This is a genomic window from Arsenophonus endosymbiont of Aleurodicus floccissimus (genome assembly GCF_900343025.1).
Taxonomy (GTDB): domain Bacteria; phylum Pseudomonadota; class Gammaproteobacteria; order Enterobacterales; family Enterobacteriaceae; genus Arsenophonus.
Genome location: NZ_OUND01000002.1, coordinates 134,871 through 151,061, shown reverse-complemented (window position 1 = coordinate 151,061; position 16,191 = coordinate 134,871). Strand labels below are relative to the sequence as shown.

General features: G+C 37.4%; 29 protein-coding genes and 2 pseudogenes. 17 read left to right on the top strand and 14 right to left on the bottom strand.

Translation table 11 applies throughout. The features are described from left to right. The first annotated feature begins 255 nt into the window (after positions 1–255). From ARADI_RS08175 to ARADI_RS08115, 14 genes and pseudogenes are all read left to right on the top strand, one after another. Positions 256–462 carry an Ig-like domain-containing protein gene (locus ARADI_RS08175; protein ID WP_119711746.1) on the top strand — a complete coding sequence of 69 codons (207 nt, stop codon included), beginning with the start codon at positions 256–258 and terminating at the stop codon, positions 460–462. 13 nt (positions 463–475) lie between these two features. Further along, positions 476–862: an Ig-like domain-containing protein gene (locus tag ARADI_RS08170; protein ID WP_182853159.1), complete on the top strand. Its 387-nt coding sequence runs from the start codon at positions 476–478 to the stop codon at positions 860–862. A gap of 33 nt (positions 863–895) precedes the next feature. Then, entirely contained in the window at positions 896–1,162 is a 267-nt protein-coding gene (locus ARADI_RS08165) for an Ig-like domain-containing protein (RefSeq protein WP_119711744.1), read from the top strand. Between the two features lie 42 nt (positions 1,163–1,204). Then, a complete protein-coding gene (locus tag ARADI_RS08160; RefSeq protein WP_369407001.1) occupies positions 1,205–1,543 on the top strand; it encodes a hypothetical protein in 339 nt (112 codons plus the stop codon). Positions 1,544–2,049: 506 nt separating this feature from the next. Further along, positions 2,050–2,304: a hypothetical protein gene (locus ARADI_RS08155; protein WP_119711741.1), complete on the top strand. Its 255-nt coding sequence runs from the start codon at positions 2,050–2,052 to the stop codon at positions 2,302–2,304. Beyond that, positions 2,295–3,566 carry an inverse autotransporter beta domain-containing protein gene (locus tag ARADI_RS08150; protein WP_147392391.1) on the top strand — a complete coding sequence of 424 codons (1,272 nt, stop codon included), beginning with the start codon at positions 2,295–2,297 and terminating at the stop codon, positions 3,564–3,566. Before ARADI_RS08155 ends, ARADI_RS08150 begins: the two co-directional genes overlap by 10 nt. A gap of 54 nt (positions 3,567–3,620) precedes the next feature. After that, the gene (locus tag ARADI_RS08145) at positions 3,621–3,917 is read left to right on the top strand and encodes an Ig-like domain-containing protein (RefSeq protein WP_119711739.1); all 297 of its coding nucleotides are present in this window, start codon (positions 3,621–3,623) and stop codon (positions 3,915–3,917) included. 9 nt (positions 3,918–3,926) lie between these two features. Next, positions 3,927–4,049, top strand: a complete 123-nt coding sequence (locus ARADI_RS19680) for a hypothetical protein (protein WP_255420657.1) — start codon at positions 3,927–3,929, stop codon at positions 4,047–4,049. A gap of 23 nt (positions 4,050–4,072) precedes the next feature. Then, on the top strand, positions 4,073–4,330 hold the full coding sequence (locus ARADI_RS08140) for an Ig-like domain-containing protein (protein ID WP_119711738.1): 258 nt from the start codon (positions 4,073–4,075) through the stop codon (positions 4,328–4,330). Between the two features lie 4 nt (positions 4,331–4,334). Next, the gene (locus ARADI_RS08135; protein ID WP_182853158.1) at positions 4,335–5,036 is read left to right on the top strand and encodes an Ig-like domain-containing protein; all 702 of its coding nucleotides are present in this window, start codon (positions 4,335–4,337) and stop codon (positions 5,034–5,036) included. Positions 5,037–5,050: 14 nt separating this feature from the next. Further along, positions 5,051–5,233 (top strand): annotated as a pseudogene (locus ARADI_RS20920) (hypothetical protein); the annotation flags it as partial. Positions 5,234–5,250: 17 nt separating this feature from the next. After that, complete coding sequence (locus ARADI_RS08125; RefSeq protein ID WP_119711736.1) at positions 5,251–6,228, top strand: Ig-like domain-containing protein; 978 nt, start codon at positions 5,251–5,253, stop codon at positions 6,226–6,228. Between the two features lie 108 nt (positions 6,229–6,336). Next, positions 6,337–6,516 carry a hypothetical protein gene (locus ARADI_RS22160; protein WP_500782473.1) on the top strand — a complete coding sequence of 60 codons (180 nt, stop codon included), beginning with the start codon at positions 6,337–6,339 and terminating at the stop codon, positions 6,514–6,516. A 69-nt stretch (positions 6,517–6,585) separates the two neighbouring features. Further along, entirely contained in the window at positions 6,586–6,819 is a 234-nt protein-coding gene (locus tag ARADI_RS08115; RefSeq protein ID WP_119711735.1) for a hypothetical protein, read from the top strand. A gap of 270 nt (positions 6,820–7,089) precedes the next feature. Here ARADI_RS08115 and tpiA read toward each other — a convergent pair whose 3' ends face one another. The 4 genes from tpiA to ARADI_RS17775 form a co-directional block, all read right to left on the bottom strand. After that, positions 7,090–7,860, bottom strand: coding sequence for a triose-phosphate isomerase (tpiA, locus tag ARADI_RS08110; protein WP_119711734.1), 771 nt, complete (start codon positions 7,858–7,860; stop codon positions 7,090–7,092). Positions 7,861–8,038: 178 nt separating this feature from the next. Further along, positions 8,039–8,260: a DUF1454 family protein gene (locus tag ARADI_RS17780; protein ID WP_255420656.1), complete on the bottom strand. Its 222-nt coding sequence runs from the start codon at positions 8,258–8,260 to the stop codon at positions 8,039–8,041. Next, positions 8,232–8,369, bottom strand: coding sequence for a DUF1454 family protein (locus tag ARADI_RS19675; protein WP_255420678.1), 138 nt, complete (start codon positions 8,367–8,369; stop codon positions 8,232–8,234). The genes ARADI_RS17780 and ARADI_RS19675 overlap by 29 nt, the downstream gene beginning before the upstream one ends. A gap of 51 nt (positions 8,370–8,420) precedes the next feature. Beyond that, positions 8,421–8,606 carry a hypothetical protein gene (locus ARADI_RS17775; protein ID WP_238149278.1) on the bottom strand — a complete coding sequence of 62 codons (186 nt, stop codon included), beginning with the start codon at positions 8,604–8,606 and terminating at the stop codon, positions 8,421–8,423. Between the two features lie 52 nt (positions 8,607–8,658). Between ARADI_RS17775 and ARADI_RS20915 the strand changes: the two genes are divergently transcribed. Both ARADI_RS20915 and ARADI_RS20910 read left to right on the top strand, forming a co-directional pair. Beyond that, positions 8,659–8,883, top strand: a complete 225-nt coding sequence (locus ARADI_RS20915) for a DUF805 domain-containing protein (RefSeq protein ID WP_369406988.1) — start codon at positions 8,659–8,661, stop codon at positions 8,881–8,883. Continuing rightward, positions 8,884–9,087: a hypothetical protein gene (locus tag ARADI_RS20910; protein WP_369406987.1), complete on the top strand. Its 204-nt coding sequence runs from the start codon at positions 8,884–8,886 to the stop codon at positions 9,085–9,087. It begins immediately after the preceding gene. Between the two features lie 21 nt (positions 9,088–9,108). Here the strand turns inward: ARADI_RS20910 and fpr are convergent, their stop codons facing one another. Then, entirely contained in the window at positions 9,109–9,855 is a 747-nt protein-coding gene (fpr, locus tag ARADI_RS08095) for a ferredoxin--NADP(+) reductase (protein ID WP_119711733.1), read from the bottom strand. 346 nt (positions 9,856–10,201) lie between these two features. On the opposite strand from fpr, the pseudogene emrD reads away from it, so the two are divergent. Continuing rightward, positions 10,202–11,342, top strand: a pseudogene (emrD, locus tag ARADI_RS08090) (multidrug efflux MFS transporter EmrD). Positions 11,343–11,501: 159 nt separating this feature from the next. Here emrD and ARADI_RS08085 read toward each other — a convergent pair. From ARADI_RS08085 to ARADI_RS08045, 9 genes are all read right to left on the bottom strand, one after another. Further along, positions 11,502–11,828 carry a hypothetical protein gene (locus tag ARADI_RS08085; RefSeq protein ID WP_119711732.1) on the bottom strand — a complete coding sequence of 109 codons (327 nt, stop codon included), beginning with the start codon at positions 11,826–11,828 and terminating at the stop codon, positions 11,502–11,504. A gap of 137 nt (positions 11,829–11,965) precedes the next feature. After that, entirely contained in the window at positions 11,966–12,202 is a 237-nt protein-coding gene (locus ARADI_RS08080) for a hypothetical protein (RefSeq protein WP_119711731.1), read from the bottom strand. A 555-nt stretch (positions 12,203–12,757) separates the two neighbouring features. Further along, positions 12,758–13,036 (bottom strand): hypothetical protein, encoded by a 279-nt coding sequence (locus ARADI_RS08075; protein WP_119711730.1) that lies wholly within the window; start codon positions 13,034–13,036, stop codon positions 12,758–12,760. Between the two features lie 75 nt (positions 13,037–13,111). After that, the gene (locus tag ARADI_RS08070) at positions 13,112–13,282 is read right to left on the bottom strand and encodes a hypothetical protein (RefSeq protein ID WP_182853156.1); all 171 of its coding nucleotides are present in this window, start codon (positions 13,280–13,282) and stop codon (positions 13,112–13,114) included. Then, positions 13,279–13,632, bottom strand: coding sequence for a hypothetical protein (locus ARADI_RS08065; RefSeq protein ID WP_147392390.1), 354 nt, complete (start codon positions 13,630–13,632; stop codon positions 13,279–13,281). The genes ARADI_RS08070 and ARADI_RS08065 overlap by 4 nt, the downstream gene beginning before the upstream one ends. A gap of 20 nt (positions 13,633–13,652) precedes the next feature. Beyond that, on the bottom strand, positions 13,653–14,036 hold the full coding sequence (locus ARADI_RS08060) for a hypothetical protein (RefSeq protein ID WP_119711728.1): 384 nt from the start codon (positions 14,034–14,036) through the stop codon (positions 13,653–13,655). A 724-nt stretch (positions 14,037–14,760) separates the two neighbouring features. Beyond that, on the bottom strand, positions 14,761–14,970 hold the full coding sequence (locus ARADI_RS08055) for a hypothetical protein (RefSeq protein ID WP_119711727.1): 210 nt from the start codon (positions 14,968–14,970) through the stop codon (positions 14,761–14,763). 76 nt (positions 14,971–15,046) lie between these two features. Then, positions 15,047–15,328 (bottom strand): hypothetical protein, encoded by a 282-nt coding sequence (locus ARADI_RS08050; RefSeq protein WP_119711726.1) that lies wholly within the window; start codon positions 15,326–15,328, stop codon positions 15,047–15,049. A gap of 377 nt (positions 15,329–15,705) precedes the next feature. Beyond that, positions 15,706–15,915, bottom strand: a complete 210-nt coding sequence (locus ARADI_RS08045) for a hypothetical protein (protein WP_147392389.1) — start codon at positions 15,913–15,915, stop codon at positions 15,706–15,708. Positions 15,916–16,191: the final 276 nt, after the last annotated feature.

The window sequence follows — 16,191 nt, the reverse complement described above, 5'->3', positions numbered from 1 at the left end:
CTTGTTGATAACAAGGGGCAACCTATTAACCAAGCAGGAATCGATGTTGATTAGTTCCGTGATAAAGATGACGTTAAGTTATCAGACAATACTAGCAAAACGAATGAACACGGAATTGCTATCATTACACTGCAAAGTACAATTAAGGCCGTCGATGAGGTACAGATTAGCGCCAGTTCGGGCAATTTAGATGAAATAATTGCTAATAAGAAAGTGAGTTTTATTGCTGATAAAAGTTAGGCTCATATCGGTAGTGTGCTGTTAGATGGTTCAGAATTCGAGAAAATCGCGGATGGTGTCACTTACTTTAGTTTTACTGCTCAACTGGTGGAAAATAATAATAATCCGATCAGGGAAAAAGGATTACAAGTCGATTGGTCACAAAATAGCGGCGATAAAGTTAAATTAGCGAATAGTAGCCAAACCGACGAAAATAGTATCACCGCAGTTAGGTCTGTATAGCACAACAACAGCGGTGAATAATGTAGAAGTTAGTTCCAGTTACGGTGGTACAGCAAGCAAATTGGCTGATAGAATAGTTAGTTTTATTGTTAATAAAGATACGGCTAAGTTAGGTGAGATTAAGTTATTAGATGAATTAGTAACCCGCAAAGTTGCAGATGGCCAGCAGAAATTTACTTTTAACGTACAATTGTTTGATAAAAATGATAATCCAATTAAACAAGCGGGTATGACTGTCTATTGGGGACATGATGGGTCAGGAAAAGCCCAATTAAATCCAACTAGTAAAACGAATCAAGATGGTGTTGCTACCGTTGAACTGCAAAGTACAACCATGGCAGTTGATGATATTGAAGTTTTCGCCAAATTTGGCAACGACGATAAAAAAACATCAAAATAAAAAGTAAGTTTTATTGCTAATAATGCCACAGCGGTGGTCAAAAATGTCAAGTTAGACAGTAAGGTAGACCGTAAAGTTGCTCATAGTAGTAATAACTTTATTTTTACTGCGCAATTGGTTGATGCTAATAACAACCCAATCAAGGAAAAAAATTTATCGATTAATTGGTCGGCAGATCCAGTTGATAAAGTTCGCTTTAAAGGTGGTAACATCAGTCAAACTGATGCAAGCGGCCATACCGCTATCACTTTAGAAAGTACAGGCGATGAAGCAAAGAAGTTGCTTGTCAGTGCTCAGTAATAGAATTCAGTTCTACAACCCGCTGATAAGCCAGTTAGTTTTATAACTGTCTCTTTTAGCCATTTAAGTGTTAATGGCCATGATTTCCCAACCGGTGATAAATTCCCAATCACTGGCTTCCATGACGCTAAATTTACCATCGAAACACAAGGCGTGCCGGCGTCAGAATTTGCATGGAAAAGCGATCAAAGTTGGGTTTCGGTTGATGATGGCAAGGTAACGTTTAATGGTGATGCGAGCAGTGAAAGTAAAACTGTCATTATCACAGCAACACATGAAACGAGTGGTGACCCCATTAAGTATACCTTTACTCTAAATAACTGGTTTGCCTTCTCTGGTGAGAAAAATTGGAATGACGCTAAAAACTGCGTGTGTAAGTAATAACGAGACGATGCCAAAAGTGGAGCAACTTAGCCACGGTAAAGGAAAACGTGCAGTCGGTTCATTATGGGAGTGAATGGGGTAAATTTAGTCATTACGGTATAGAGGATGGCTATTATTGGACTTTAACTCAGGGAATAGGTGGTCGTTATATGGTCGTCAAATTAGATGATGCTTTTTTGAGAAAGATAGTTATACCCATGACACAGAGGCAGTGGTTTGTTCTAAAAAATTGTAATTCATGTTCCCGCCTCACATGATGAGGCGGGAACACAAAATGTAAAAATTTTATATTAATAAAAAACTAATCAGGAAAATTTGCGTGATGAATGAAGGAAATACGTCAGTTATCAGCTTGGTGGCGACAAGTTTTACTTATATTACCCACAAAATTTCTTAGTAACCGGTTATAAAGCAAAATATTTATAATAGCTAATTGTTTTAGCTGAATAATTTTTTTTTGGTTTATTAGTAATAGGATTTATATATTATTAGGGAAGAGATCCATGCAACGTAAAGCTGATTGTTATTTTACAAAAACGAAACGGATAATCGTCTATATTTTACTGTTTATACAATTTTTTTTGCCTGTTTTCGTTGTTTCCTCTTCAATTGCAAAAGCGGCGCAAACTAGTGAACAAAATAACCCGATGATGAACACCATCAACGGCTTAAATAATTTACTGCACAGTCCTTCAGCGAAATATATGCCCGTTCTCGATAAAGAGCAGCCAGAGTCGGATAAAATAAGGTGCCGGTAAAATCATCGACTTCGCTTTCGTCATCGTATTCAGCATTATCCATGTTAGAGTCACACTTCTCTTACCAACAATCGGCAATCGCCACTCGACGGCCTAAAAATGCCGAGCAGGATATTATTTTAATATCTTGCCCAACCCTAAGTATCAACGATAGTGAGCCTAATTCGCAAACAGTTGCTTCAAGAGAACAACAAATGGTGCAAAATATTTCTCAATTAGCACAGACATTGTCAACCGATGATGCTATCAAGGGTTATACGGGGTATGCCCGTAGTATAGGTGAAAATCTGGATCAAAAAATCCATGACTGGTTGAGTCAGTTTGGTAATGCCTGGGTGCAAATTAATTCCAATAAAATCGGTGATGTAGATTTATTGGTACCAGTACTTGATAAACCAAACAGTCTATTGTTTAGCCAAATTGGTATTAGAGCGAATGAGCATCGCAACACTACTAACTTAGTTGTGGGTTATCTCCAATATCAGGATGCCTGGATGTGGGGCATTAATAGTTTTTATATTATGATATTACCGGCAGTAACTCTCGTTTCGGGGTTGGTGGTGAATTATGTGCCAATTACTTTAAACTGGCGGTTTCGTTTAACTGACTGGCATCAATCACGTCTGCATGAGATACGGGATTATGATGAGCGTCCAGCCAATGCGTTTTACCTCCGTGCTGAAGGATTTTTACCCAGTTACTCACATTTAGGGGCTTATGCTAAATATGAAAAGTATTATGGTGAAGGTATTAGCTTTAATAATGGTCTCTCAAGTAGTGATTTGATCGATAATCCTTCTGCTACCACTTTTGGCTTGAGTTATACCCCTTTCCCATTATTGACTTTTAAAACCCAAATTTCGCTTGGCGATACTAAGGAAAGTAGCATTGGTATGGAATTGGCCTATCGGTTTGGTGTATTGCTGGCTGAACAGCTTGATCCAGATAATGTTGACTTAATGCGTAGTTTAGTGGGCAATCGTTATGATTTTGTTGATCGTAATTACAATATTGTCATGCAATATCGTAAGCAAGAACTGTTATCCATTTCTTTGCCAGAAAGTACTGATGGTGAAGCAGTGCAGACCTTGCCGGTCACGGTTACGGTTAATAAAGCCAAATATGGCTTAAAACAATCTAGCTGGGAAGTGCCAGAATTAATTGCTAAAGGAGGTAACATTCAAATTTTGTCACCGACTTCAATTAACTTAACCTTGCCGGCTTATATTTTCCAAAAACAGGCAAAAGTCGCTCAATCTTAACGCGTCTCAGCAGTCGCTGTTGATAATAAAGGTAATCAATCTAATACCGCAGTTATGGTGATCAATGTCTCGCCATCACAAGATACCATTCGAGCAATGACATTAATGCCAAATAATACCCAGGTAGCCAATAATAGTGATACTTATGTTGCCACTGCATTAGTACAGAATAAAAAACATCAAGCACTCCCCGGTAGAGCCATTACTTTTACTATTGATGGATTCAAATCTAGTGGGGTAACACTGTTTGATATGGATGGCAATCAAGGTAATAGTTTGACGGTGATAACTGATAGCGAAGGTAAGGCTAATGTTAACATTAAGAGTAAGGTGGTTGGCACCCGAACATGAACAGTGGCGATGAAAAATGGCAATAGAAATACTATCCCTGTTAGTTTTGCGCCTGATATCGCTACCGCCAAAGTTGAAAGTGTTACATTAATTGGTAATGAAACGAATAAAATAAAGCGGCTGATGGTATAAGTCGATTTACTTTCGAGGCATTAGTGACCGATCAATTCGATAATTCGGTACCCAATGTTAATTGGTCACATGATAGAGGTAATACCGCTATCTTATCGGCAGAGCAGAGCCAAACTGATGAGAATGGACGTACGATGATTACTATGACCAGTAGGGTTGTGGTGAATAATGTTACGGTTAGTGCTCATTATAATAATCCTGCTAAGAAAATAGCGGCGAATAAAGAGGTAAACTTTATTTACATTTTGGATACCGCTAAGGTCGGTAGCGTTACCTTATAAGGTAGTGAAACGTAAAAAAATAGCCGATAATAATAGCTTCTTTACCTTTACCGCCCAATTGGTTGATGGTAACGATAACCCGATTAAGCAAAAAGGTTTAGATGTTAATTGGTCACATAATAAAGATAGTGAAGTTAAATTAGCGGCAAAAAGTCAAACCGATGAAAACGGGGGAGCTTCTGTTGTATTGTATAGTACGACCGCAGCAATAAAAGGCGTAGTCGTTAGTGCAAGATTTGGTTCAACTAAAAGAGTCGATGCTGATCGTGAAGTGGCCTTTATTGCTGATGAAAGTTCAATCATAGTAAAAAGTGTGAGACTCAATGATCAAATCGACAGTAAATTAGCTAATGATCATAATAAATTCACATTTACTGCTTTGGTATTAGACGTCAATGATAATCCAGCTAGACAACGGATGGTGAAATGGGCGCATAATAAGAATGACGAAGTAACATTGTCGGCAACAACCAGTGAAACCGATGAAAATGGTCGTACAACGATTATGTTACACAGTACCAACACAGTAGTGAATAATATTATTGTCAATGCAAGTTATGGCACTTCTGCACCAATAAATGCGCAACCAGTTGAGTTTCATGTTGATACCAATACCGCTCAAGTGGGTAGTGTCACATTAGTCGATAGTGAAGTTAACAAAGTCTCTCTGATGGCAGTAATTACTTTACATTTAATGCTCAATTAGTCGACAAATATGGTCATTCGCTTAAAAAAGCGGGTCTGAATATCGAATGGTCACACAATAAAGAGCAACAAATCACCTTATTCGCTGCATCAACCCCGACTAATGATAATGGAACTGCCTCGGTTACTTTGAAAAGTAGTAAGATTGCGGTAGATGATATTATAGTTGATGCCAAATATATAGTACCTCCACATTAAAACCAGCTGATAAGAAAGTGAATTTTGTTGGTGATATTAAAACCGCTAAAGTTGGCAATATCATATTAAATGATGTTGACAATAATAAGATCGCTGATGGTAATAATGGCTTTGAGTTTAGCACCCAACTAGTTGACCATAACCGTAACCCGGTTAAGCAAGCAGGATTAGTCATCAAATGGCGACAAGAAAAGGGTACTATCGTCAGCTTGCCTGCAAGCAGTGAAACAGATAGTGATGGGCGTGCGCCCATTACTCTTAAAAGTAGCAAAAAAGCAGTGGATAATGTGGTGATTTATGCGCAATACGGAACCAGTGGCGAAGAAAAATCCGAAGCAGTGAATTTTATTGCTAATATTAACACCGCTAAAATAAAAGCAGTCACCTTAGATGATAAAGTGATTGATAAAGTGGCAGATGGCATCAATGATTTTACTTTTATAGCACAATTGGTTGATCAATTTGATAGTCCTATTAAGGTAGTGGAACTAGATATCAGCTGGTTGCTGGCTGATGATAAAGCTGAAGATGCTCATTTATCGGCAGCATCAAGTCAAACAGATAAAAACGGGCTTGCGACTATAAAACTGATAAGTACCAATAAAGCAGTGGATAATATTGTTGTCAGCGCCCAATATGGTACCGCGCCTAAAATAGATGCAACTACGTCCGTTAACTTTATAGCCGATGTTGCTACGACCAGAGTAGGTAGTGTGACATTAGTCGATGATATCGTTCGTAAGGTTGCAGATGGTAAAAACCATTTTACCTTTAAGGCGAAGCTGGTTGATAAACATGAAAACCTAGTTAAAGTGCTAAATTTAGAGGTTAACTGGCAACAGGACACGAATGGTAATTATATTATCTTACCCGCTAGCAGTAAAACTAATAGTGATGGGCAAGCGATGATAGAACTACAAAGTACCAATACGGCAGTAAATAATATCACTGTCAGTGCACGGTATAATACCAGTGAGAAAAAAGATGCCGAATAGGCTAGTCAATTTTATCCAGATTTCTTTTAAACAACTTAAAATTAATGGCATATATTTTGACCTGAATGCAGGAATTCCAACTATTGGCTTCCAGGTGCGACATTTGACATTATTACTAATGGTGCGCCTGTCAATGAATTCAATTGGCATAGTAGTGCAAGTTGGGTTTCCGTTAAAAATGGAAAAATAACTTTTAGTGGCGATGCTAGCAATAATTCAAAAACAGTCATTATCACGGCAATCCATAGCTCTGGTGGTGAGCCAGTTAAATATGAATTTACACTTTAAAAAAGGCATTTATATAGCCAACAAGCGATGAATTAGGATGATGCTAAAAACTGGTGTGCTAATAAGGGATTGATACTCCCAACCGTTGCACAGCTCAGTGCTGGTCAGTTGATACGAGGTATTGATTCACTTTGGAGTGAATGGGGTGACGTACTTTTATATAATTGGAATTATCATATGTACTGGACATCTGAAACATCAGGTAACAATGTTAAAGCCGCTGGTATAGTCAGTAGTTATATAAATAACAGTGGTGAAGGTAAAAACAATCAATTCTTTTTTACCTGTGTTCGAGATCTTTGATGAACGTTAATTAAACGCTTATCCCATTTACCGAATATTAAAAAATGGGCTAAATTTAAGTTACCGCTAATAGAGGTTTATGGGCTTGAGTGTATTGGTACATAAACCTCTTAATAGTTAGCACCATCATGGTGCTAGCCAGCCAAGATAAATTTAAGCGAGTGGATTTTGATAAGTCGATTGATGGGTACTTTAATTCGTCATCATCGATGACTGACCCGATCCTACTGATGACTAGCTAGAGCCGGGTTTGAATTACGACAAGTAAAATTAGCTGGCTTTTTTCACTGCCGCAGCAGTGTTAACAATAGTAGCAAAAGCATCGACTTTCAGCGATGCAGCGCCGACTAATGCACCATCAATATCGGGTTGACTGAAAAGCTCGGCAGCATTGCTGGCATTCACTGAGCCGCCGTACTGAATAATCACTTGTTCGGCAATGGCCTGATCTTGTTTGGCAATATGGTCACGAATAAATTTATGTACCGCCTGTGCCTGGGCGGGAGTGGTTGATTTACCGGTGCCAATCGCCCAAATCGGTTCATATGCAATAACACTATTTTCAAATGCGTCGGCGCCTAAACTATTTAATACTGCATCGATTTGTCGAGCGCAGACTTGTTCAGTTTTGCCGGCACTATTTTCTTGTTCAGATTCACCAATACAAAGTACCGGCGTTAATCCTTGCGATTTTAACACCGCAAATTTGCGGGCGATAAATTCATCGCTTTCTTGATGATAAGTTCTACGTTCAGAGTGACCGATAATAATATATTTTGCGCCAATATCTTTTAGCATTTCCGCTGAGGTATCACCGGTAAAAGCTCCAGATAGATTGACATCAACATCTTGTGAGCTAAGTGCTATCTTGCTACCGGTTAAAGCTTGTTTTGCTTGCGCCAGGTAAAGCGCTGGTGGGGCAATTGCGACATCACAGCCTGTGACATTATTTAATTCGTTACGTAAATTTCCAATCAGTTCTTCAACTATTTTTGTACTGCCATTGAGTTTCCAATTACCTATGACTAATGGATGCCGCATGTTTTCCTCCAACTAAAAAATATTTATTCATAAATGAGATAAAGACAATTGATCATTATTCAGTTTATGCAAAAGGATAGTATAAAGATGCTATGACTAAATCACTTTGTTTTTCGTCATTCATGTGTGATGTTATCATAATTTAGTGCAAGCTTAACCGGTTCAATAGCGAAAGTAATTATGTTATCTTTACTTTTACTAAAATATAACGGATAGCACCTACAATCGTTTCATCACTCTGCACTTGGTTATGTTGTTCTAACATACGATCTAATACCGTGGTTAATTGATGTGTGTTATTAATTGAAGTGGTTTTTTCGAAGTGATTAATAATTGCCATAATATAACGTTCGAATAATTGTCGATTAGTTTTATAGCTGTTTATCTCTTTTGGTGGCATTAATAGTTAGCTGTAAACTTTTAATTTTTTCACTTCCTCGTTCAAGTACTGCGGAGGAGTAAATTTCGCTGTTAATTCGACTGGCTGCACGAATATATGGTAAGCTAATATCCTTGCTTTTGATCAGTTTAAATTCATGTATTGGATAGCTGGGATTATCCTAATTATATTTTTGCCGAAATATGGGAATAGTTTCATTGAATAAGGCTGCATCGGGTGATAAATAAGCAACCGAAACCTCTGTTTCAGGCATAATTGGTAATTCTTTTGTCAGCACGGAAAATAGTGGCAATGATGCAATAAATACTAATGCTAACTCAAATTTGCGATTGTATATTTTGATCATCGTTACTCGTCAGTATGAATTTTTTCATAAAGGATTCATTAGGACAAGATAAATGACATTACAACAATGGGCACTCTCATTTAAAGGACGAATTGGTCGAAAACTATTTTGGCTTGGTATAGTTATTTGTTTTTTATTAATGGTCATGATATTTAGTTTGCAAACTTTTTTGTTATTTTCTCCTTATATTTTACTGTTATTAGTCATTTTGTTGTTCTACCCATTGGCGGCAATTTTTACTAAAGGTCTACATGATCGTGGTAAATCTGGTGGCTAGTTGTTGCTATTGTTGGCTTTTGTGTTATTTTTTATCGATGTTAGTTTATTCACGCCTTTTTGGCAGTGGGGAATTGGGCGATTTCTACCTTTATTTATTGTTACCATATTATTTTCAGATTGTGGTAGTTTTAAAGGTCAGAATAAAGTAAATCGTTATATCGTTATGGTAAAAAAAACTGAACAAGTTGACTATCTCAGCTGATTAATTTTTATTTACCTTGGCTTACCAATATTGTTCACTGGTAATGTGTCCCGCTTTACGGCGTAAGTGTTTATCCATCGCTCTTTGTATTTTTAGTAGTTGTTGGGTATCTTTAACCATTTGTGGATTACCGCAAAGCATAATATGGCTCGTTGAGGGATCAATTTTTGCCTTTACTGCTTGTTCTAGCTGTCCGCTTTCAATTAGCGCTGGAATACGGCCGGTGAGTGAGCCAGTTTTGTTTTCGCGACTGACAATAGTTTGGATCTTCAATTTTCCTTGATATTTTTTCTCAAGAGCTTTCATTAATGGTAAGTAACTCAAATCTTCCGCGTGACGTACCGCATGTACCAGGATAGCTTGATTAAATCGGGCTAAATTTTCGCCAAACTGTAAAATGGATAAAAAAGGTCCAATTGCGGTACCTGTCGATAGCATCCAAAGCGTTTCACAATCAGGTAGTTCTTCTAACACAAAAAAACCTGCTGCCTCTTCAGTGACATCGATAGGATCACCGGGTTTCAATGCTTCCAGGTGTGGGCTGAGCTTTCCTTCCGGTACGGTGACGAGATAGAATTCTAATTGATTATCATTGGGTGCGTTAACATAAGAATAGGCGCGTTGGATACGTTGGCCATTGATTTCTAGCCCAAGTTTAGCATATTGCCCGGCAATAAACGGTTTAATTGGCGCTTCGAGGATCAAACTAAATAAGGTATCTGTCCATTTATGGTTTTTAATAATTTTTCCTGTTACCCAATTCGCCATACTACTGGCCTCCCAATGTGTCAAATAAAGCGTTAATGTTTGGTCATATTATGTCAAATCTAGGCAAAACCATTATCGATAATGTGTTTTAACTATTTAGTTAAATTATGACTCTTTCATTATGATATAAAATTGTACAGTTATGTTTACAAAATAAGTCAATTAGATTCGGCTATAGATGGAAAAAAAATTTGATCGATTAACTCGAATTTTTTTATAATTTGTTAGATTAATTGATATTAACTCACAGATTTGATCGAGCTGTTTTTCTTTAAGCCTAATATATTATAACTTTTTTTAATACATTGATTATTAAATAAAATTAGAACACTTCAATTTGCTATTAATGCTCATTGTTTTAATTGCTATCTGGCAGATGATGCAGACAATTTATGTCCCCGTTATTGCAGAAATTGCTGCCTATTTCGCTGAACCTGATGGTGCGGTGCAAAGCGTAATGGGAGCGTATCTGCTATTTTATGGTTTTTCACAACTATTTTATGGACCTATATCCGATCACGTTGGTCGTCGCCCGGTTATTTTAGTCGGTTTAATTATTTATTTGATCGCAACCATAATCACAATTTCCGCACCTTCATTAAAGATCTTGATTATTGCCAGTACACTGCAAGATTTAGGTGTTGGTGTTGCCGGCGTGATGGCAAGAACTATGCCACGTGATTTCTATATCGGAACCGCATTACGTTATGCCAATAACATATTGAATATGTGAATATTAGTTAGTCCGTTACTGGCATCAATGATTGGCGGTGGTATTGACTATTTTTTTGGCTGGCATGCAACTTATATTTTCTTGTTTTTATTAGTTAGTTTTGTCTTGATCAGTATGTGGAAATGCTTGCCTGAAACTTGCCTGCCCGCTTTTGAAAAAAGAAATATGCTTTCTGCTTATTATTCGTTATTATCAAATCCTACCTTTGATGCTTACCTAGTCATAGTAATTGGTGGACTGGCGGGTGTCGTGGTATTTGAATCAAGTAGTGGTGTCTGTTGGGGGGAGTATTAGGTTTAAATAGTATTACCGTCAGTATTCTATTTCTTTTGCCTATTCCTACGGCATTTTTAGGTGCTTGGTATGCCTGACGCAAAGGAAAAACTTTTTATCAGTTAATGTGGCCTGCCGTTTTTTGTCGTATTTCTGCGGCTATTATCATGTGGTTACTAGGTTGGTTTGGATTTATGAATGTGTGGTCACTGTTGATCCTTGCCGGACTTTTTTTCTTTGGTGCAGCTATGTTATTTCCATTAGCAACCACCGGAGCAATGGAGCCTTTCTCTTATTTAGCAGGTGCCGCTGGTGCACTGGTTGGCGGTTTGCAAAATGTAGGTTCAGGCGTGGCAGCTTGGTTGTCAGCCCATTTACCCCAAACTGGACAATTCAGTTTGGGGATGTTGATGTTTGTGCTATGTCTATCCTTATTTTATTATGCTGGTTACCTCTGGCATATAAAATGGATAAAAATTAACACCTATTTGATAAATATATTTAGATAATAAAATTATGTGAATATGGCTTTTTTTACGCAATCGTTATATGATTTTGGTTGGCGAGACTCGTGCTCTTCATGCAATCTAGAGGTAATTATTCCTTCTATACTGTGAGAGAAGCGTTGATCTGTCAGTAATTAAGCTAATATAAGTTTGCCCTTTTTTGCTATGTCGCTTGATTTTGCTGATTTGTTATTTCTGTTGTCAGCGACTTGTTCCCTCATTGATGGTGTGGCCATTATAGGCTCTTGGTTATTAGTCATATTTGCCAACGCTGTTTCACTATTTTCACCATTATAAAGGATTTGTTCTTCGATATCTAAAATGAAATGATTGGGATTAATTAATTGGATTGGCGTAAAACTGTCGGATGGTTTGGTTACAGTTGCTGCTGGATCCTTTGTTAACTGTAAGGGCTTAGGTAACCATGCGATGGGGTATCTTTCTGACGAATTAATTGGCATGGCAATTAAATTTTCTTTTGCTATCGACTAATAATTTTCTTGCCCTACTGGGCGCCAGGTTAATTCTATGGTATCCCAAATATTGATCACCAACCGCGTGGCTATTGGGGCTCGAGAACAGCCAAATAGGATAATGTTTACCGGCTATCCAGATAGATTGTTTGATTATCACGATAGTCTAGCATGTGAAATCGGTTTTTGTGTTGGATATAAACCCGTCCTATATCATTGGCTTTAAATTTTAACTGATAATGATTGGTTTCAGTTGGTGCCAGAAAGCCAGAAAAAATCCACAATGTGGGTTTCAATTTTTTGCTGTTTAACACGTTAGACTTAAAATCAGCATCAAATTGGCCAAATTTTTCTTTTCCCATCCAATAATTAGGAGAATCTTCCTGCCAGCGTTTGGCATAAAGAGGAGCGTTATTTAACCACTGTTTTTTATTTAGTAGTGTATTAAATTGAGATTGCGTCAGACTTCTGTTGCTTAAATCTAGCTGACTGAGATCATAAATGCTTAAATTTAATCCACCATATTGCGACCGATCAGGAACCTGATAATGGTGTTTAAAAGTTTGGCTTGATCCTGATGGGTAAGTTATGGTTGCGGAAATGGTTGTTGCACCATGGCCGATTAGTTGACCATGATGGTTAATAACTTTCGGATCAAATGAATGCCAGTTAATAGCCCCTTGTTGAAAAGATTGAGGTAGTGCTAATGGTTCTGTTGCAATGGTTTTTATTTGTTGATGATGGGTATTAAAGAACTGTGAATAGGCAATATCTTCTTGGGGAAGAGCCAGCGCAAAAATTTGCTTTTTAAGTACTTCTCCTTCTAACCATGCGGCTTTTAATGCATTGGTTGGATGATATTTTGTCAGTGTGGCTTTGCCATTCTCATAAATTAATGAGTTACCTTCTGTAATTGACTAGTTAATTGCTTTACCTTGCCAATAATTAACCAAACGCAGTGAGTGTGAAATACTAAATTCACTACGATGATCAAATAGTGTGTTAGCAAGCGAATCAGGATTAATATAACGATAAACAGAACGATTGCTTAACTGACCTAAGGGTGCTTCAAGGATCTCGAAACGTACCAGTTCACCTTTGTTGGCAATATGCAAACTTAACGAGTGTAGTGAGGTTGCCGGTATTTGCAGCAACTCGGTCAGTAATTCATGCTCTGTGGCGTAAGTTACTTTCAAGGCATAAGGGTAATGTTTCTGTAATGGGCGCCCTTTTGCAGTGAGAAAATTGTGGTAAGGCTAAGGGAGGTTACCCTAGGTTATAAAAATCTTTAGCTGATTCTGTGGATGAGGTGCGGTATTCAGCTCCAGTGTTTGGCCGTTATGTTGAACCAGATGGCCGGTGATCCAGTAAACCGGTTTATTATACTGGTAAGCGAGGGTTTCTTCTTCGATATTATACTGTTGATGATTATTCTTTGTCACCGTAATCCATTGCCGAAGAGTATCATCCCATACTTAAATAAACCTTCTCCGGCAAAGCCACCATCTTCGCTATCTACACCTGTTATCTGATTGGGATACCATTGATATTGCTGTTCGGCAAATTGATGATTTTTCGCAGTGTTATAATCAGAAAAGGGGAGAAACTTTTGTGGTTTTGGCCGTGAACCTTTAGCACCGTGCATCGGATCGGCATTAGGATAATAATCATTGTTATTATCAGTAGAAAAGTTTGGTAAATATTGTTGATTGACTTGATCATAACTCCAACTTGCTTGGTAGCCTAATTTATACGGGTAGTTGGGATCATCTATGCTATGAAGTAGGTCCATAGCGTGGTCGATTTCATGAATCAAAATATAAGCGCTCGCGCACTACCACCACCTTGTTGTCTGCCACCAAGGCCACCATAGTGATTAGGAAAAAAGACGACATAACTTATTTCATTACCACCGATATTAGTTCGTCGTAAACGATTAGCTAAATTATAACTGGCGGCAATAGCGCTTTTAAATCCGCCATTACCGGTGTGAAGATCACTGCCGGGCTCGTTTTTGTTACCAGTATAAACAGCATTAAATCCGTCTTCGAAAGAAGAAAACTGTTCAAATGCGACACTAGGGTAAGAATAAAGAGTGAGTTTTTTAATGGGCAATTTAGCTACCATTTTATCACCCGATTGATCTATGTTGTCGTTAATAACCTCATCATTGCCGGTATAATGAGCTATTCGCATGATACGCAGAGTTAAATTTAGATCAGCTCTAACTTTAGGTCGAAATGCAAAAGTTTTTTCTTGATAATGAGGTAAAGCAAGCGGTTGGCCATTGGCTGTCAGAGTAATCGAAATCCCCGGTTTTATCCATTCTTCTTTGAAGTGGTGCTATATAACTATCTTAATCGTTATGACCCTTTTGGCTTACAAGATTATCCTGATTAGGTAAATCAAGCGATGTGGGTAGCTTTTTATCACCGGTTAATAGAATACGACCTAATTCATAACTATCAGCATCATGAATGATTGCGGTAAAATCTGGTGCCGGCGCACCAGAGAGGCTACTGGCATTAAGTTTAATTAATGCCCATCGATTCTAGACAAGTTGTAAATAAGGATCTTGAGGACGAAGCACATGGGTTTGAGCAATAAAAACATCATGTAACTTAAAATCAGCAGGGATAGGTTGGTGATTAGCAAATAGGTTCCTGATAATCAGGTGTCTTGAGCATGAAGGTTTTAACGGTTGGAAAAAAGGAATGGGTGCCTAATCATGTTGCAAAATGACGGCAGTAGGACGACTGATATTATCAGCCTGATCGATTGCTTGAAGATGAAATTGATCATAGCCTCGAGAACTATCATCGTAGGCTGGCTGATATTCCCATTGCCCAGTTGTGCTATCTATTTGTGCTGTGTCGAAATGTTGGAGCTGCCAGTAATTGCCATGACCATCCTTGATGTGCTATTGACTGTGGTAATTGACACGGATAACGCCAAGTTTGGCTTGGGTAGCATAGTTATTAGGTGTGGCAATGCCCGACATTTTTATTAACTGATCATAACTGCGATAGGTTTGTAACACAAAGTCAGTTATCGGGAGACCTTGATGATCATTGATTACCAAATGTTGATAGTCGCTATCCCATTTAATCTGGATATCATCATTACCCATTAATTTATTAATTCTATTTTTTAATATTTTTGCTAACTGTTAATTATCAAATTCAGAAGAGAGTGCTAAGTTAATATCAGTATAAAAGAGAGGTACATTTTTCGTTGTTCCCATTTAAGGCAAAAGAAAAATGGGTTATGCGATGGCGTTGTGAAGCATCGTAAGGAAGGCGATAATTAGCATGGCCAAAGGGTGATAGTTTTTGCGATAAAATAATTGGCGTGATAGTGGCGGTTTTACCCAGCACTAGTGTTTCAATTGTTCTTTTATGTGGATCGGTAATAATCAGCTGGCGATCATAGTAAATCACTTTCACACCCTTGTGTTCAGGTAAATGACGATTGATGTGCTCCTCCATTGCAGCAGTAAGTGTGTTACCTGACGTGAATAGGCAAGATCTAAGACCAGATTACCACCACTATCTCGCATGTGGATAGAAAAAACTTTGGCTTGACTTACTACTTGATCAGTAAAATTGAGCATTTGATAAGCGAAAATTATTTTTTGTTGGCCAAAATGCTACTTTTGGTTAGTAAGATTATTTAATGATATTGGTGGCACTTCTGGTGGCAAGGTAGAAGACGTTGCTTTATGTTTTTTAACCAGATTTTGCTTGTCAATCAGCTCAGCTACAGTGAGCTTTTGCTGCCATAAAGAATCATCTCCTTCACCATAAATTGTTATTTCAATTGGATTATATGGATTAATTTCGTTTGTGATAGGCAGATTTAATTGTCAATTACCTTGCTCATCATATTTGGCGTGATAATATTGATTACCATATTTGATCTGAATAAAAACTAGATTAGTTGGTGTGTTTATTGGTAATGATCGATAGGTAGATATTTCGCTTTCTAATGTACTGGAAGTTATATTTTTACATTGATTGTGATTGTTATTAAATTTTTCAAATGAAGTCTGACAAACTAAAAGATTACCTGACAAATTTATATATTTATTTTTTTATACAATAATAATTTTTTTATATTTACATGTAATTTATTATGGTTTTTTGAAGTAATAAAAGAATTGTTATTCATGATTTATTTTTTTGTGTTATTTAATTAATAATAAATCTGACATATCGAAAATTGATATTCGATGAGATATTTATCGGCTAAATGATAGTGAACGGTTAATCTATTTTCTTTTCATGATAAACACCTTATATAAATAACATAATGATTACTTGATGTTTTTTATATTATAGTCATAAAAATG

What these genes read in the sequence shown, in the direction of transcription:
- ARADI_RS08050 (WP_119711726.1), bottom strand. Translation starts at nt 15,328, where the DNA reads ATGGAGGAGCACATCAATCGTCATTTACCTGAACACAAGGGTGTGAAA.
- ARADI_RS08060 (WP_119711728.1), bottom strand. Translation starts at nt 14,036, where the DNA reads ATGCGAATAGCTCATTATACCGGCAATGATGAGGTTATTAACGACAAC.
- ARADI_RS08055 (WP_119711727.1), bottom strand. Translation starts at nt 14,970, where the DNA reads ATGGGTAATGATGATATCCAGATTAAATGGGATAGCGACTATCAACAT.
- ARADI_RS08065 (WP_147392390.1), bottom strand. Translation starts at nt 13,632, where the DNA reads ATGGACCTACTTCATAGCATAGATGATCCCAACTACCCGTATAAATTA.
- ARADI_RS20915 (WP_369406988.1), top strand. Translation starts at nt 8,659, where the DNA reads ATGACATTACAACAATGGGCACTCTCATTTAAAGGACGAATTGGTCGA.
- ARADI_RS17780 (WP_255420656.1), bottom strand. Translation starts at nt 8,260, where the DNA reads ATGCCACCAAAAGAGATAAACAGCTATAAAACTAATCGACAATTATTC.
- tpiA (WP_119711734.1), bottom strand. Translation starts at nt 7,860, where the DNA reads ATGCGGCATCCATTAGTCATAGGTAATTGGAAACTCAATGGCAGTACA.
- ARADI_RS08080 (WP_119711731.1), bottom strand. Translation starts at nt 12,202, where the DNA reads ATGGGAAAAGAAAAATTTGGCCAATTTGATGCTGATTTTAAGTCTAAC.
- ARADI_RS08085 (WP_119711732.1), bottom strand. Translation starts at nt 11,828, where the DNA reads ATGCCAATTAATTCGTCAGAAAGATACCCCATCGCATGGTTACCTAAG.
- ARADI_RS19680 (WP_255420657.1), top strand. Translation starts at nt 3,927, where the DNA reads ATGAAAAATGGCAATAGAAATACTATCCCTGTTAGTTTTGCGCCTGAT.
- ARADI_RS08145 (WP_119711739.1), top strand. Translation starts at nt 3,621, where the DNA reads ATGGTGATCAATGTCTCGCCATCACAAGATACCATTCGAGCAATGACA.
- ARADI_RS08155 (WP_119711741.1), top strand. Translation starts at nt 2,050, where the DNA reads ATGCAACGTAAAGCTGATTGTTATTTTACAAAAACGAAACGGATAATC.
- fpr (WP_119711733.1), bottom strand. Translation starts at nt 9,855, where the DNA reads ATGGCGAATTGGGTAACAGGAAAAATTATTAAAAACCATAAATGGACA.
- ARADI_RS17775 (WP_238149278.1), bottom strand. Translation starts at nt 8,606, where the DNA reads ATGATCAAAATATACAATCGCAAATTTGAGTTAGCATTAGTATTTATT.